Genomic DNA, 17,016 nt, shown 5'->3' on the forward strand with positions numbered 1-17,016 from the left:
ATTTTTTGAAACGCGATAAGGAGCGATCACATTGGAAAGAGTAGTGGGAACTGTTGTCAGAGGACTTCGCTGCCCCATCATTAATAAAGGGGACAACATCGAAGAGATCGTTGTAGATAGTGTGCTAAAAGCGTCGGAAGTTGAAGGGATCAACATTCAGGACAGAGATATTGTCACCATTACTGAATCCATCGTCGCCCGTGCGCAAGGAAATTACGCGACGATCGATCATATTGCAAAAGATGTAGCAACAAAGTATGGCGAAGAAACAATCGGTGTCATATTCCCGATTTTGAGCCGAAACCGTTTTGCAATTTGTTTGCGAGGCATTGCAAAGGGTGCAGCAAAGAAAATTGTATTGATGCTAAGTTACCCCTCCGATGAAGTCGGCAATCATTTAGTCGACATCGATACGCTTGACGAAAAAGGCGTAAACCCATGGACAGACGTATTGACAGAACAACAATTCCGTGACCTTTTCGGTTACAATAAACATACATTTACTGGTGTAGACTACATCGACTACTATAAATCAATTGTGGAAGAATACGGCGTAGAGTGTGAGGTAATCTTCTCAAATAACGCAAAAACGATTCTTGATTATACAAAAAACGTACTTACATGCGACATTCATTCTCGCTTCAGAACGAAGCGTATTTTGAAAGCGAATGGCGGCGAAAAAATTTACAGCTTGGATAACATCCTTTCTGAATCAATTGAAGGCAGCGGTTATAACGAAGCTTATGGTCTATTAGGCTCCAACAAAGCGACGGAAGATAGCGTAAAATTATTCCCTCGCGACTGCCAACCTGTCGTAGACGCAATTCAAGCAATGCTAAAAGAGAAAACAGGCAAAACTGTCGAAGTGATGATATACGGCGACGGTGCCTTCAAAGACCCTGTCGGAAAGATTTGGGAGTTGGCAGACCCTGTCGTCTCTCCAGCTTATACAGCAGGCCTAAATGGTACGCCAAACGAAATCAAATTGAAATATCTCGCGGACAACAACTTTGCCGACTTGCGCGGTGATGATTTGAAAAAAGCGATTAATGAGTTCATCGAAAACAAAGAAGAAGATCTGGTTGGTTCTATGGAAGCACAAGGCACAACGCCTCGGAAACTGACTGACCTAATCGGCTCTTTATCCGATCTAACTTCCGGCAGCGGAGATAAAGGAACACCTATCGTGTTCATTCAAGGATATTTTGATAACTATACAAAATAATCGCGAGTAACGACTCGGGCCCACGCCTGAGTCGTTTTTTTACTTCACTTTACATTCTTATTTGGGTATCCGTTTGGACTGCCTAATTTTATGCGAACCTTCCCATACTATTTTTCATAGTTTCATTATCTCAAAATAGGGAATGGAAACCCATCAGCAATTTAGGGGGCAAAGTTTTATGGATCGTACTGATGTAGTTCGAAGGAGAAAGTTACAAAAGACGTTAAAACCATCTTGGGTGTTTGCAATTGCGTTAGGTTCGTCCGTCGGCTGGGGCGCTTTCATTTTACCCGGTGACTGGATTAAGGATTCTGGTCCTTTAGGCGCGATAATCGGGCTTTTAATCGGTGCACTCCTCATGATGGTTATTGCTTCAAGCTATGGTGTTATGATTAAAAAATTCCCGGTATCAGGGGGCGGTTTTACATATGCTTTTATTGCAGCGGGAAAAGTGTGGGCTTTTATTTGCGGATGGTTCCTATCTTTAGGATATATTTCAATCGTTGCACTGAATGCCTCGGCTTTTACATTGCTTTTAAAGTTTTTAATGCCAGGGTTAATGAAAACGCATTATTTATATACGATCGCTGGTTGGGACGTTTATATGCCAGAAGTGCTTATCGCGTCATTTCTCATTTTGCTTTTTGCGTTCATTAACACGACAGGAGCAAACATATCCGGAAGAATCCAGTTTTATTTCAGTGTGCTATTAGTCGGCGGAGTCGTCCTATTAGGATTATTTACATTTGGATTTGCTGAGCAGCCATTGGAGAACATCAAGCCTTACTTTAGTGGAAAGCAATCTATTCTCACTTCCATTCTTGTTATTGTGGCAATCGCGCCATGGGCTTATGTCGGATTTGACAATGTTCCCCAAGCTGCTGAGGAATTCAGATTTTCGCCAAGAAAAGCGACAATGCTTATTGTTGCTTCATTGTTCACTTCGTTTCTTATTTATGCAATTATGATTGGCCTTACTTCATGGACATTCCCTGAAATGGCAGGGAACAGCAATCTTTGGCCGACAGGCGATATTGTATTCTTATCGTTGGGACGAGTTGGTCTTGTAATTATGTCAATTGCCATTATTATGGGGATCTTTACCGGGTTAAATGGGTTTTATATGTCATCGAGCCGTCTGTTGTTTTCAATGGCTCGTGCCCGTGCTTTGCCAAATCTGTTCCGTAAAATCGAAAAAAAGAAGAAAACTCCGATTTGGGGCATTTGGTTCGTTGCACTCATTACATTACCGATGCCTTGGTTTGGTCGCCAAGCACTCACTTGGATAGTCGACATGTCGTCAACTGGCGTATCTGTCGCTTATTTATTCACCTGTCTCGCAGCCTTTAAAGTTTTGGCGTGGAAAGCAGAGCCTGCGGGAAGAGAAGTTGCGCCGGTGAAAAAAGCTTTATCATTGATTGGCATTATTGCAAGCATTGCTTTCTTATTGCTTCTACTCATCCCTGTTTCACCAGCTGCCCTTTCAGCACCATCTTATATTTTACTGCTATGCTGGGGAATCGGTGGAGGAATCTTCTATATGGCAATGAAAAAACGATATAACAGCTTGACGCAAGAAGAGACGGAATACTATATGTTAGGGAAAACAATTGAATCTGAAGTGATGGAAACTAAAAAAGACGTTCATGAGTCCCCACTCATTATAAATGGAGCATCGATGACAAAAGGATAGTCAATTAAACGATTGGATGAAGGAACGTACTTTGTTTCTTCATCCGTTTTTGAATTGAAAATAGATCGAACCTCTTGGATAGAACTATGCGCCATTTATGACCTAATGCCAAACCTACGAAACTTTATGCCTTCTCATTCGTACAAGAATGTGTACCTTAGGAGTGATATGAAATGAACAATCGACCTATGATGACTATCAAGCGTAGCCGGTTTGCAAAAGGGTTTGACACCGTCACCTTACTTGCCTACCTTGCGGGGATCATTTACTTAATTTTCATGTGGGGACAATTGCCTGACGAAGTGCCAGGGCACTATAATGGCGCAGGTGAGGTGGATCGTTGGGGATCCAAATGGGAACTCATCCTTTTGCCAGTCATTGCATTGTTTCTATTTGCTTTCATGGCTTTCATGGAACGGCATCCTGAGTGGCATAACTATATGAATTTAAATGAAAACAACATCGAATTCCAATATAAAAATTCGATGCTGTTGCTCAATGTGTTGAAAAATGAATGCGTACTCTTTTTCACATATTTACATTTTAAAACCGTTCAAGTAGCCTTAGGAAAAGCAGCATCTTTAGGGATTGGTTTCTTGCCGATATTCATCGGAATCACCATAGGATCACTTATTTATTTCGCTATCCGTTCTTTCAAAAATAAATAATGGGTTTAGATAGGTAGGGGCAATATGCTTGATTGCTGATTAAGGCCCCCCTGCCTTTACTCTTTCCCTCTTGTTTCCGTAGCGTAAAATAAGTTAAGCCTAATTGTCGATTCGATAAATTCCCTTCCGATCCCTTAATGTACAGCCATTACGTTCAAAAATCCGTATCATATGCACATTATTAACATCTGTGCTGCCTACATACGTCTTTGCACGAAATTCCTTTAACCGCTCAAGTGATAGTCGATGGCAAATTGCACCGTACCCTTTTCCGCGCCATTGCGGAACAACGCCAAAATAAAATAAACGCCCTTCATCGTCAGTACCCGCTTCGATATGGGGGATACCCAAGCCTATGACATCATTTTCTTTATAGAATATGAAACAATGATTGCGCCACTGTTTCCCTAACTCCAATTCAAAAGAAGCCATCGTCTGTTCAATCGTGAACAACTGATTTTTATTCGCAGTTCCACTTCTGCATTGCTCATATAGCTCCGCAAAAGCTGTATCGTCCATGTCACTAGCCGACAGTGCCACAGATGTTATGCCTAAAGCTTTTTCGGGAAGCTCATTTAATTTTCGTGTATATTCAACGATTGAAGATATTTTTCGGAACCCTTTGTCCATCAAATAAGCATCATGCGCTTCATCCATAAGCAAAGACAAATAGCCCACTTTCCGCTCACGCCATTCCTCTAACAGCTGGTCAAACGCTCTCTCGTAGTCAGCCTCAGTTGCATCTTCCTTCTTTACTTGATCGACAAGCCAGTATTCCTGGGCATTCTTTATCATTTGAAACATGCAGCATCACCTCAGATATGTTATATTTTGTGAAAAACCTCTATTTTTATCATAATCGAAATATAGAAACGGGGATACTATGAAAACGAAAATCTTCTTACAAAATGACAATTACATAGCGGGTATGTCGATGAAAGATATAAAAGCGCCTGAGTTCAACAATATGGCACTTCACGTATGTAAAAATCCTGAGGCTGTCCTCCAAAATAGACAGAAGCTTTCTGCTCTTGTCGGCTGCAGTTTGCAAGATTTTGTCTGTGCCAATCAAACCCATAGCGCCAACTTTCACCGGGTGGTTGCAAATGACAAGGGGCGAGGATCTAAACAGCAAAATACAGCCATTGCAAATACAGATGCACTTTACACTTTTGAACCCGGTATTATGCTTGTAGGCTTTACTGCGGACTGCGTGCCTGTCATTTTTCATGATGAAACAAATGGCTTGATCGGCGTTATCCATTCCGGATGGCAAGGCACTGTAAAAGAAATTACGATAAAGTTATTTGCACACTTACACCAAAACGAAGGATGCAACATGACGAACATCAAAGTGCAAATTGGCGATGCATTAAGCCAAGAAAAATTTGAAGTCGATGAAGATGTGTTTTTGCGATTCAAAAGCTTGGCCTATGCAGAGGAATTTATGTACTACAATGAACAAACCGGCAAATATCATATCGATAATCAGCTCGTCGTGAAGAGACAATGCGAATTGTCGGGTATTCCATCAGAACAGATCGTACTGGATCGAACTTGCACATTTAAAAGCCCTGACGGTTTTTCTTATCGGGAAGATAAACAATGCGGTCGTCATGCGGCTTTTATTATTCGAAAAAAATGAAAATCGTTCTTACAAACGAAAAAGAACCTTCAATCCAAAGATTGAAGGTTCCAGCTTGTTGACAAACGCTCGCATACTGCGTTGCTCGTCTCGCTCGTCCCCTCATGAACTTAAGTTCTATTCGGGTCTTCGCTCGACTTCGCGCCTTGTCTGACAAGCGTTTTCAAGCCAAGCTGGGCAAACACCTATCTCATGACTACAAACCTTAAAAGGACTGTAGACAAAGTAAAAAGATACTTTGTCTACAGTCTGAAACCTTCAATCCAAAGATTGAAGGTTCTATAATTCATTCAGTAGGTTATACGTTTTCTACTACTTCCTCATTCATAGATGAAGATTCTGTGTTGGTAGTCTCTACACTTGAGGACTCTTCTTCGGCTTGTGACTTTTCACTTAAGCCAAGTGTTTGTGCAGTAGACTCGAAAAGGTCATGGAACAACGCCTCGTTTTCTACTAAAGAAATGCCATATGATGGAATCATTTCTTTAATTTTCGGCTCCCAATCTTTTAGCTGTTGCGGGAAGCATTTTTTTATAACTTCCAACATGACATGCACTGCAGTAGATGCTCCTGGAGATGCACCTAATAATGCAGCAATTGAACCGTCCGCCGCGCTGACGACTTCAGTTCCGAATTGCAACGTTCCTTTACCGCCCGCTTCCGTATCTTTTATAACTTGTACACGTTGGCCGGCTACAACGATATCCCAGTCTTCAAGTTTTGCTTCTGGAATAAATTCGCGTAGTTCCTCTACACGCTTCTCATTCGATAACATAACTTGCTGGATCAGATATTTCGTCAATGACATTTCCTTCGCGCCAGCTGCTAACATCGTGAAGACATTGTTCGGTTTTACAGAACCGATCAAATCAAAATTAGAGCCTGTTTTTAGGAATTTAGGTGAGAATCCGGCAAATGGTCCAAACAGCAACGCCTTTTTATTGTCAATATATCTTGTATCAAGATGCGGAACCGACATTGGCGGAGCACCGACCTTCGCTTTACCGTATACTTTTGCATGGTGCTTCTCAACGATTTCCTGGTTTTTACACACAAGGAATAGACCGCTTACAGGGAAGCCGCCAATATGCTTCGACTCAGGAATACCTGTCTTTTGCAATAAAGGCAAGCTGCCGCCACCTGCGCCGATAAACACAAATTTTGCAGTATGACGATCCGTTTCACCGCTATTTTCATTGCGAACCTTCAATTCCCAAGTGCCGTCTCCAGCACGCTTAATATCTTTTACACGATGACCGTAATGGATTTCTACGCCTTGGCTCTTTAAATGCTCGAACAACATGCGAGTCAATGCACCGAAGTTAACGTCTGTGCCCGAATCAATTTTCGTTGCAGCCAATGGTGCAGTGGACGTACGGCCTTCCATAATCAATGGAATCCATTCTTTCAGTTTTTCAGGATCAGAAGAAAATTCCATCCCTTTAAACAGTCGGTTATCTTTCAGCGCTTCAAAACGCTTTTTCAAATAGGTGACGTTTTCTTCCCCTTCAACTAAACTCATATGAGGAATCGGCATAATAAAATCTTGTGGATTTTGAATCAAGTTACTGTTTACAAGATAGGACCAAAACTGTCTGGAAAGCTGAAACTGTTCGTTAATATTAATCGCTTTCTTAATATCAATCGAACCGTCAGGCTTTTCAGGTGTGTAGTTTAATTCACATAATGCAGAGTGCCCTGTACCGGCATTATTCCATTCATTGGAACTTTCTTCACCAGCTTCTGCGAGCGTCTCGAATACCGTAATCTTCCAATCGGGCGCTAATTCCTTTAGAATTGTACCTAATGTAGCGCTCATAATTCCTGCACCAATTAAGATGACTTCTGTTTTCGTATCTCTGTTGCTCATTTTTACCATCCTTATATATGAAATTGCAGAAAGGATGTGAACGAACCTGCGTCACTACAGCCAAGACATGACCTTATGAACACACCTTTTCTGTATCAATGATTGCCTTATTACAGTGTATCATAATAATTTATAGATTAAAATATCTACTACCTATCAGACAGATAGAAGACGATGAGCAAACTATTGAATTTCATGAGACATTTTGAATACAATCCAACTTCTATCGTTAGACATCCCGCCTATAATAAAACTGTAAATGTATATCAAAAGATCTACGTAAGCATGATCTATTGCAATTAACCTTATTATTCCATACTAAAACCGTGACGTGATTACTGAACCATCTGCTTCACTATTTCCTTATTACGGTCCTTAAACAGCTCGTTATGCGAAGAGACCATCCCAAAGCCATTTGCTTCCGGTTCGATAAACAGTTTTGCTCGGTTCACAGCGTTTGCGGCATCTTGAAATGCGCCCGCAATTAATTGGACTTTTCCTTCATAGCGAATAATGTCTCCTGCAGCGTATAAGCCCTCGATGGAAGATTCACTTAGAGCGTTTCCCGCGATGTAATAATCATCCTTCAATTCAACGGGTAACTGGCTGTTTTGGAACAACGAAGCATCTTGCTCGAATCCATGATTGATTATGACCTCATCAATCGGCAATTGAACAATCTCTCCAGTTTCGTGATTTGTCAGTTCCACTTTTTCAATCACTTCATGATCATCGCTAGCAATCAACTTTGTAATGGACGTATTCGAAAGACAAATAGCAGAGCTATCCATTAGTTGAGTCGCATTGGCTTCATGTCCCTTCATTTTATCTTTTCGATACGTTACATACACTTTTTCCGCAATTGGTTCTAATTCATTCGCCCAATCAATAGCGGTATTGCCCCCTCCTGAAATAATTACAGTCTTCCCTTTGAAATAGAGTAACGACTTAATCGTATAGTGAAGATTGGAGAGCTCATATCGTTCTGCACCTTCGATATTTAATTTTTGAGGTTTCAATATGCCCCCGCCAATTGCAACAATGACCGTTTTTGAATAATGCTTTTCTCCCGACCCGCCCTGCAAAACAAATAAGCCGTCCCCGTCCTTACTGATCGACTCCACTTTTTCGTTTAACACAACTGTCGGATCGAACGTCAACCCTTGTGCAACAAGCTGTTTAACGATCTGTTCTCCTGAAATGGGGGTCTGCCCGCCAATATCCCAAATAATTTTCTCGGGATATATGTGAACTTTACCGCCTAATTGCGGTTGATATTCGATAATTTTCGTTTTCATTTCTCGTAGCCCGCTGTAAAACGCAGAATAAAGTCCCGCCGGTCCGCCGCCAATGATCGTCACATCAAAAACTTCCCGCATATGCACACTCTCCAGGTTCATCTATTTTCAATGCCATCATAACTACATAACAATTTAAAGTTCGATTCGTCTTAAAACTTCCCATATGAACTTATTCTAATTGATAACGATTATCAATTTCAACTATTTTTGATTTTCACTGATTCATTTATATCAGGCTTTCCATTGAAATAGATGCTTCATCCGTGTATAAAGGATCCACCGAGAATGCCATGAGGATTGAAAACTTGAGTCGGAGATTGTTCAAAAGGCTGCTGATGTATGGCGAAAGTAAATAGGCGCACAGCAAACTGTCGGGAGGTCATAAACGTTTTCAATAAACATTCTGCTGTAAAACCATGTTTCCTTTGATGGTCATTCAACAATGAATAAACAACCATCTATTTGCAAAATTCTTCGTCTATTCAACGACAATCCTATTATAGAAATCCTAAAGTTAGTGAAGGACTGAACGAGCCAAGCTACCAGAAGCCGTTCAGTCCTCTGATAGCTTCCCACTATATTTTCTTAACGAAACCTGTACTCTTTCCTACAAACCCATTAGCTATATAAAATGCATGCGCAGCTTGCCTTTCTTCCCGGTTTCCGCTGTTTAAAACAATAGTATCAGCCCCTTGCTGAATCGCCCATTGCTCACATTCTTTCAACAGTTCCATGCCAATCCCTTGTTTTCGATTGTTTGAATTTACAACAAAAGCTATGATCCGGACATAAACTCCTGTGAATTCAAAAGCCAATGCTTTACAAAGACCTGCAAACCCCACGACTCTTCCATCTTTAACTGCTACCAATGCTTCATAATCAGCATGCTCTTGAAGCACATCAAATCGTTTGGATAGATCTTCAATCGTTGTAGGATACCCCAAATTTTCCATCAAACCTACCAAGTCTTCATAATCCCTTTGTTGAATCATTCTAATCTCCATCGTCATACCCCCTCCCCCTTTACTAAAAAGAAACATAGAATAATGATTGAATCAATGATCCATACATCGCTAATTTAAACAGACAAATATTCCTTTACTATAATGCATAGAGTAAAGAGATAAAGATCGAGGAAAGGATTGAGAGCCATTTATTATTCTTCTAACGTATCCCCTTACTACTTCCCTATGCCAATGAACTATTCCCAGATGCAGCCGGTTTATTGGGGGCAACCGTGGCAAGATGCCGGATTTGCTTCCATCCCTCTACATGACTATGGGGCAAAGCCTTTTGTTGTAAACATGATGGCGGCTGCAAGGCAAAACGACACCTATCGGACGGCGCTATGGACAGGAAAACATTTGCAGGTAACTTTAATGAGCATCAATGTCGGGGATGATATCGGATTAGAAATCCATCCAGACACCGATCAATTTCTATATATTGAGCAAGGCCAAGGACTTGTGCAAATGGGAGAAAGGAAAGATTTTTTAAACTTCGTACGAAACGTCTCTGTTAATTCAGCTATCGTTGTGCCTGCAGGAACCTGGCATAATGTTACGAATACAGGTCCCGTACCATTAAAGCTTTACACAATTTATGCCCCTCCTCATCATGCTTTCGGCACTGTGCATGCAACCAAAGCGGATGCGATGGCAGAAGAGAAGAATTACGGCCAATAATGAATGGCCGGTAAAATACTCTTTATAAGCATTTACTTTGTAATCATTTATTCACAAGGCAGTCCTGAAGCAGGCAGCTTTTTTAAAATTGAATGATCCAACCAAAAGCCTCCAAAAATCTTAACATTCTTCTAAAAGATACCATTGGACTGCGTTCATACAATTGACAAGGAAGAATATGAAGAGCTTTTATATAGCAAAAACAGGATCGTTCGTAGGAGACGGTCCTGTTTTAATTAATTCGCTTTAAATGTTCAATTACTTTTGATAATTATTTAGATGATAACCCCTGTAATCACTGCAACAACTGTCATGACGATTGTCGTGCCAAATGCCCATTTAAAAACAAATTTCTGATGATCCGCCAATTCGACTCCTGCTAATCCGATTAATAGGAATGTAGAAGCGGTTAAAGGGCTTAAAGGGAAACCTGTCGTCATCTGGCCTAAAATAGCAGCACTCCCTATATGAGCCGGTAATACTCCATAGGCAGAGGCCGTTTCACTAATGATTGGCAGCACCCCAAAATAATAAGCATCTGGAGGGAACAACAAACTTAAAGGCATACCAGTTATTGCTACAATGATCCCCATAAAGCCACCGGACTCACTTGGGATAATAGATACCAAGGCGTTTGCCATTTCAGTAATCATACCCGTGCCTGTTAAAATACCCGTAAAAATTCCCGCAGCAAAAATAATAGAAACTACTGTTATCATTCCAACCGCCTGACTTTTCACTTGTTCCATTTGGTCTTCGGGTTTTGGATAATTGATCAAAACTGCTATGGCAAATGAAACCATGAAGATGATAGGCAAAGGAAGCCACACTTTGACAAGAGCTACTATTGTTAAAATCGTTAGCAATAGATTGAACCAAAATAATTTGGGGCGTCTCATTGCTCTTTCTTCTGGCGTCAGCTCCTCATGAAAATTATACTCAATATCTACTACACCGATTCGCTTTCTCTCTTTCCGCCCAATCCAGACTGCAACAAATAATACCCAGACAATTCCTGCAACCATAGCCGGGATAATCGGATTGAATATATCGCTTGTATCGAGACCAAGGGCGGTTGCAGCGCGAGCAGTAGGTCCACCCCAAGGCAGCAAGTTCATAACTCCTGCTCCCAAAGCAACCATTCCAGCAAGTACTATCCTACTCATACCTAACCTATCATATAGAGGAAGCAAAGCAGGTATTGAAATCAAAAACGTAGAAGCACCTGACCCGTCTAAGTGCGCCAACATAGCAATGATAACAGTGCCTATTATGACTTTAAGAGGATCCCCTTTCACTGCTCGTAATACACGAGAAATAAGTGGATCGAACAGTCCTGCATTATTCATAATACCGAAGTAAAGAATCGCAAAACCTAACATAATTCCTGTAGGTGCCACACTCTTAATTCCTTCAAGCATGAAATCTCCCATATCCGCTCCAAAACCGCCTATCAATGCAAAAATGATAGGAACAACAATTAATGACACGATTACAGAAACTCTTTTTGTTAAAATCAATGCCAAAAATACGAGTATCGTTAAGAATCCCAATAAAGCTACCATACAGTATCCCCCCTTTATTAAACGACCCTTACTTATCTAAATCTACTTCCATTTCCAATAAAGCATAACTCAAGGATTTACCATGAGTATCCATCCCAAGTGACGTTGTCACTCCCCCAAGTAATGCTCCGTGGCATACGAATTGCAGTGCCGAAATGTTTGGCAATTCATATCGAGTTACTTCACCTGAAACGATGTGTTTTAAATGTTTTTTCACCCGCTCTGCAGATACTTGCTCACGCAATATTGGATATAGCGCTTCATCATATGGAATCAAAGACAGCATTAGTACATCCCCCTTATCCCCTGCACGGCTATGGGCTATCTCATATAGTTTAGTTTTCATCATTCGCCGTCTCCTTTATTACGACATTCACATCGACACTGTCACGAGGGACCATCGTAGACACAATTCCAATTACTTCTTGAACATATTTACGTGCTCCACCCCCTCCTGCGGGACCGTTTGTATAAAGTGCCTCAACCTCTTCACCAACGATCATTGCATCCGCCATACTATTCGCTTTAGCAGCAACACGCAGCCTTACTTCGTAAGGTTGACCAAGATGTCCAAAAGAGCCGCGATGCGCAGATGTAACTCCTATTAAATCTACTTTTATTTCGTTAAATCGCCCTTTTAGCCGCTCTTCAATAATTTCCCCTGCAAGTTCAGCACGTCCTAATGCGTTTTCTCCTGCATATGTAATTTCTCCTTCACCAAGGAAACCAGCTTCATATCCAACACTGACCTTTAATAAATTAGGTTTAATCCTTCCAGCACCCCCTGTTACCTTTATTCGATCGATTCCAGCCTCACAGATGGAAACAGTAGTAAAATCTGCGGTGACATCTGGAGTTACATATTGGCTTGGATCCATTACTTCATATAACAATTGTTCTTTTACTGTCCGTAAATTCAACGCACCACCTGTATTCGGCAATTTCGTAAGTATCGCTGATCCGTTTGACTGAATTTCTGCAAATGGAAATCCTATGTTAGCCATGTTTGGTACGTCTTTCTTCCCTGGGTCCGCAAAATATCCTCCGGTCAATTGCCCACCACATTCAAGCAAATGGCCAATTACAGTCCCTCTCCCTAACAACTTCATATCATCGAATGACCATCCGAAATGGTATACCATTGGAGCCAAAAATAACGATGGGTCTGCTACCCTGCCAGTAATAATAATATCGGCATCTGTTTGCAAAGCTGGCACAATTGAGTCAGCTCCCATATAAGCATTTGCCGAAATAACGGAAGCGTTTTCATTTAGTTGTGGAGTAAAGTCTAAATTTTTCCTATTCGCGTAAATATAAGGCAGTACATTATCACCTGTCACTGCAGCTACTTTTACAGAGAGTCCCATTTCTTCAGCAATATCAATTATTTTTTGTGCTCCACTTATAGGGTTTGCGGCACCCATGTTCGTCACAATTCTTACACCTTTTCTTTTAATAATCGGCAATAGGGAACGCATACGTTTCTCAAGCAGCGGGTCATACCCTAACAATTCATTTGTTTTTTTTCTCTTTTGAGCCAATGCGATTGTCCGTTCAGCCAAACATTCTAATATTAGATAATGTAAATCTCCCTTTTCAGCAAGTTCGATTGCTGGATCCAAACGATCACCGGAAAATCCTGCACCTGAACCAATACGTAGCATACTCCGTCACCTCTTTTTACAAACTTTTTATACAATCCAATATAAATAATAGCAAAATTAAAAGGAGAAAATGCTGTCATATAGGCATTTTCCCCTTCTAATTTAGTAGAATTGACAATCTATCATCTTTCCTTTTAACTTCCTTTAAAGCCATCCATAACGACCATTCCAACTTTTTAGAACTAAATTGAGCATCATTATAAACAACTATAATGTTTAATTTAATTGGTATTTCTTCATTTTATTGTATAAAGTAGCTAAAGAAATCCCTAACTCATTCGCTAATTTTAACCGCTCTTGAACCGTTGCACCAACGTATTGAAGTGCATGCTGAAGAATCTTCTTTTCCGCCTCGTCCACTGCTTCGTGTAATGGAATGATTCTTGTTTCATCTGCATACAACGTATGATGTTTACGCATGAAGTCTGGCAAATGTTGAATGGAAATTCTTTTCTCTTCCGTCATACATACAGCAAAATCAATAACATTACGTAATTCTCGAACATTCCCTGGCCAATCATAGGAAGTGAGAAAATTCATTACCTCTTCGTCAACTGTATAAGACTGTGGGGTAACAGAATTAATAATCAAAGGAATATCCAATTTGCGCTCACGTAATGAAGGGATTTGAATACTGACGACGTTCAGGCGATAAAATAACTCACTCCGGAATAAGTCTTTTGCTATCATCTGTCGTAAATCACGGTGAGTAGCCGCAACGATTCGTACATTGATCTTCCGTTCCACCACTTCTCCAATCCGACGAATGCTTCCCTCCTGTAGCACTCTCAATATTTTCGCCTGCACGTCCATTGACAAATCACCAATCTCATCCAAAAATAAAGTTCCGCCATCTGCCATTTCAAACAAACCTGATTTTCCACCTTGTAATGCCCCTACAAAAGCGCCTTCTGCATAACCAAATAGTTCGTTTTCAATTGATGTCACAGGAATAGCGGAGCAATTGACTGCTATGAATGGCTCATTCGTGCGTAAACTCGTATGATGAATGGATTGTGCAAATAATTCCTTTCCCGTCCCACTCTCTCCAGTGATTAAAATTGGTAGATTGGTCAAAGCTGTTTTCTTGGCAATAGAGATTAGATCCCTCATCTTGGAATCCTGGCTAATAATATCTTCGAATGTATACTTTACTTTGTAAATCGAACGCATTTGTTTTTTTAATTCAGCCACTGTCTCTTGCTGCTTAGCAAGTTCCTGGGTAAGTGTGTGCACCTCATTCAGACTTTTACAGACCGAAACAGCTCCAATAATTTCTCCATCTACAATAATAGGGGCCATATCAACAACATATTCCCTGCCACGTGCCTTTCGATATACACCAACCCGACTTTCTCCATCTATTAATGTTTTCGGTAATTGCGCACCCGGCCGGTATGCTACTAACGGCTTCCCAATAATATCAGGAGTGACTCCAGTAATGTTGGTATACTCCGGATTGATTGTCCTCACAATTCCGGCACGATCGATTACAAGTACTCCATCATTCATCGATTCTACAATCGCTTTCCACCATGCGACCGTCTGGATATCCATTTTCGTCATCCCCTTCCATACAATAATCCAGTATCAATTTAACTACTATCTTACACTACCAATTTCTATTTTTATAATTTTGTCTCCATTCAAAAATAAAAGTGTATTAACTAAAACAATAACCATCTGAAGGAGTAATGTCAGTTTGAAATCATGATGATTTTCTTTAAAAACCTTTAATTAGTACTTAAAAGACCATTATCTATGAAATAAAATATCCAATATTGAATAGTGTTATTTGAAAGCCTCTATTAGTCGCTTTACGATTCACCACATTGTCGCAATGGCAAACTTACATTTTCGTCATCACAGTTTTTCCTTCTATTTCCTATGATACAATCGGGATAATGGAGGTTTTTCTGTTCGGGTAGTTTCTTCGCCTTCATTTCAAATATAGGGGGATCTGATATGTTTACCATTCTGATTGTAGAAGATGAAATAAAAATCAGTTCGATTATCGCCACTGAATTGCGAAACTGGGGGTATGGTGTTCACGTTGCAGAGGATTTCAGTAATGTGGAGGAACTGTACTTGATGGTGCAACCGCATCTTATCCTTCTCGACATTAATCTGCCTTATATGAATGGATTTTACTGGTGCGAAAGGATTCGTCGGCATTCGAACATTCCGATTGTATTTCTTTCGTCGCGCACAGAAACGATGGACATGATGATGGCGCTGAATATGGGTGGGGATGACTTTATCCAGAAGCCTTTCTCCATGGAAATGCTGTTAACGAAAATCCATGCTCTCTTAAGGCGTTCGTATACATATCAACAAATAGACATGGATATACTTTCACACCGCGATTTGACATTACATGTGAAAAGGGCCGTCCTTTCCAGTCCAGATGGGGAAATTGAACTGACGAAAAATGAGTTTCGGATTCTATGCATCCTTCTTGAACGTAAAAATGAAATCGTCCAGCGAGATGAGCTCATGGCAGCCTTATGGGAAGATGAAAATTTCATCGATGACAACACATTAACTGTTAATATTAATAGGCTTCGTCGAAAGCTGAGTGAGCATAGATTGGATGGCTATATCCAAACTAAAAAAGGCCAAGGATACATACTCTCATGAGCGTATCATTTCGTCAGTATATCCGCTTCCAAAAGCGGTTATTTGTGTTGTATATAGCAATTATGTCATTCATTACGATTATGCTTTATGTCGAGCCGACGATGTCTGTCCATTTTTCTAACCTTGTTTACATTCATGCGATCGCGCTTTTTTTCTTCATTTCATTTTTAACAATTGATTTTTACCTCGTTTCAAAGCAATATAAAGCCTTTTCTTCCCGTTGGAGCAAAGGAACATTCATACGGGATGGCATTGACGATCCAAAAACATACGAGCAGCACTTGTATTGGGAACTCCTCCAATCTGTAAATGATGCACATCAGCAACAATTGACCTCTATCCTTCACGATAAAAAGGAATCAATGGAATTCATGACAACTTGGTTTCATGACATTAAAACACCAATTGCGATCAGTAAGTTGATTTCAGAGCAAGCAAAGGAAAATCCGGATAGTGAAAGCATTTCGGAGGAAATCTCGCGCATTGAGCGAAGTGTTGACCAAGCACTTTATTTTACAAGGACTGATCATTTCTCCAGAGATTATATCATTCGCAAAACAGGGCTCGATGCTGTCATTCGTTCTGTCGTAAAACAATTCGCAAAGGAATTTATCCGAAGAAGGATAAAAATTGTCATTCAAATGGTGCCTCTATGCGTGGAAACAGACTCCAAATGGCTTGCATACAGTCTTTCGGAGTTCCTTTCAAACGCATTAAAATACTCAAATGACGGTGGCACGATCACGATCTATTCAGAGGAAGACTTGGAAGAAAGTAGAGTGGTAATCCTTGATGAGGGCGTTGGTATTCCACAGCATGATATTAGCAGAGTCTTTCAATTAGGATTTACCGGAGCAAACGGGCGAATCAATCGGAAATCGACTGGAATTGGCTTGTATATCGCCAAAAAAATTATGGACAAAATAGGTCATAACGTAACAATATCTTCTACAGAAGGCGTAAGTACAGCCGTAACAATTCATTTTCGTAAAAACGATTACTATTCCACTATTATGTAATACGGGGCTGTCCAGAAAGTCTGTGAAAACTGACTTTCTAT

Annotated in this window: 15 protein-coding genes; 7 read left to right on the plus strand and 8 right to left on the minus strand. The window is 40.5% G+C overall.

Translation table 11 applies throughout. From position 1 onward, the window contains the following. Positions 1–31 precede the first annotated feature (31 nt). From ACFQ38_RS09145 to ACFQ38_RS09155, 3 genes are all read left to right on the plus strand, one after another. A complete protein-coding gene (locus ACFQ38_RS09145; protein WP_336823998.1) occupies positions 32–1,225 on the plus strand; it encodes a coenzyme F420-0:L-glutamate ligase in 1,194 nt (397 codons plus the stop codon). 178 nt (positions 1,226–1,403) lie between these two features. Then, complete coding sequence (locus ACFQ38_RS09150; RefSeq protein WP_336823999.1) at positions 1,404–2,918, plus strand: APC family permease; 1,515 nt, start codon at positions 1,404–1,406, stop codon at positions 2,916–2,918. Between the two features lie 173 nt (positions 2,919–3,091). Beyond that, the gene (locus ACFQ38_RS09155; RefSeq protein ID WP_336824000.1) at positions 3,092–3,586 is read left to right on the plus strand and encodes a DUF1648 domain-containing protein; all 495 of its coding nucleotides are present in this window, start codon (positions 3,092–3,094) and stop codon (positions 3,584–3,586) included. A gap of 99 nt (positions 3,587–3,685) precedes the next feature. Here ACFQ38_RS09155 and ACFQ38_RS09160 read toward each other — a convergent pair whose 3' ends face one another. Then, positions 3,686–4,390, minus strand: coding sequence for a GNAT family N-acetyltransferase (locus ACFQ38_RS09160; protein ID WP_381480464.1), 705 nt, complete (start codon positions 4,388–4,390; stop codon positions 3,686–3,688). 79 nt (positions 4,391–4,469) lie between these two features. On the opposite strand from ACFQ38_RS09160, the gene pgeF reads away from it, so the two are divergent. Beyond that, the gene (gene pgeF, locus ACFQ38_RS09165; RefSeq protein ID WP_381480465.1) at positions 4,470–5,231 is read left to right on the plus strand and encodes a peptidoglycan editing factor PgeF; all 762 of its coding nucleotides are present in this window, start codon (positions 4,470–4,472) and stop codon (positions 5,229–5,231) included. A gap of 298 nt (positions 5,232–5,529) precedes the next feature. Here pgeF and ACFQ38_RS09170 read toward each other — a convergent pair whose 3' ends face one another. From ACFQ38_RS09170 to ACFQ38_RS09180, 3 genes are all read right to left on the minus strand, one after another. Then, a complete protein-coding gene (locus tag ACFQ38_RS09170; protein WP_381480495.1) occupies positions 5,530–7,116 on the minus strand; it encodes a malate:quinone oxidoreductase in 1,587 nt (528 codons plus the stop codon). Positions 7,117–7,436: 320 nt separating this feature from the next. Then, positions 7,437–8,486: an NAD(P)/FAD-dependent oxidoreductase gene (locus ACFQ38_RS09175; protein WP_336824003.1), complete on the minus strand. Its 1,050-nt coding sequence runs from the start codon at positions 8,484–8,486 to the stop codon at positions 7,437–7,439. Between the two features lie 491 nt (positions 8,487–8,977). Further along, positions 8,978–9,406: a GNAT family N-acetyltransferase gene (locus ACFQ38_RS09180; RefSeq protein ID WP_381480466.1), complete on the minus strand. Its 429-nt coding sequence runs from the start codon at positions 9,404–9,406 to the stop codon at positions 8,978–8,980. A gap of 207 nt (positions 9,407–9,613) precedes the next feature. Here ACFQ38_RS09180 and ACFQ38_RS09185 point away from each other — a divergent pair, with 207 nt between their 5' ends. After that, a complete protein-coding gene (locus ACFQ38_RS09185) occupies positions 9,614–10,087 on the plus strand; it encodes a cupin domain-containing protein (RefSeq protein ID WP_381480496.1) in 474 nt (157 codons plus the stop codon). A gap of 275 nt (positions 10,088–10,362) precedes the next feature. On the opposite strand, the gene ACFQ38_RS09190 is transcribed toward ACFQ38_RS09185, so the two are convergent. From ACFQ38_RS09190 to ACFQ38_RS09205, 4 genes are all read right to left on the minus strand, one after another. Next, positions 10,363–11,652 carry a CitMHS family transporter gene (locus tag ACFQ38_RS09190; protein ID WP_381480468.1) on the minus strand — a complete coding sequence of 430 codons (1,290 nt, stop codon included), beginning with the start codon at positions 11,650–11,652 and terminating at the stop codon, positions 10,363–10,365. 28 nt (positions 11,653–11,680) lie between these two features. Further along, a complete protein-coding gene (locus tag ACFQ38_RS09195) occupies positions 11,681–11,998 on the minus strand; it encodes an AtuA-related protein (protein WP_336824006.1) in 318 nt (105 codons plus the stop codon). Beyond that, positions 11,988–13,316, minus strand: coding sequence for an acyclic terpene utilization AtuA family protein (locus ACFQ38_RS09200; RefSeq protein WP_381480469.1), 1,329 nt, complete (start codon positions 13,314–13,316; stop codon positions 11,988–11,990). The genes ACFQ38_RS09195 and ACFQ38_RS09200 overlap by 11 nt, the downstream gene beginning before the upstream one ends. A gap of 216 nt (positions 13,317–13,532) precedes the next feature. Then, on the minus strand, positions 13,533–14,873 hold the full coding sequence (locus ACFQ38_RS09205) for a sigma-54 interaction domain-containing protein (protein ID WP_381480470.1): 1,341 nt from the start codon (positions 14,871–14,873) through the stop codon (positions 13,533–13,535). 408 nt (positions 14,874–15,281) lie between these two features. Here ACFQ38_RS09205 and ACFQ38_RS09210 point away from each other — a divergent pair, with 408 nt between their 5' ends. After that, positions 15,282–15,956 (plus strand): response regulator transcription factor, encoded by a 675-nt coding sequence (locus tag ACFQ38_RS09210; protein WP_336824009.1) that lies wholly within the window; start codon positions 15,282–15,284, stop codon positions 15,954–15,956. Next, positions 15,953–16,975 carry a sensor histidine kinase gene (locus ACFQ38_RS09215; protein WP_381480471.1) on the plus strand — a complete coding sequence of 341 codons (1,023 nt, stop codon included), beginning with the start codon at positions 15,953–15,955 and terminating at the stop codon, positions 16,973–16,975. The genes ACFQ38_RS09210 and ACFQ38_RS09215 overlap by 4 nt, the downstream gene beginning before the upstream one ends. Positions 16,976–17,016 lie beyond the last annotated feature (41 nt).

This window comes from Sporosarcina contaminans (assembly GCF_042679045.1).
GTDB lineage: Bacteria > Bacillota > Bacilli > Bacillales_A > Planococcaceae > Sporosarcina > Sporosarcina contaminans.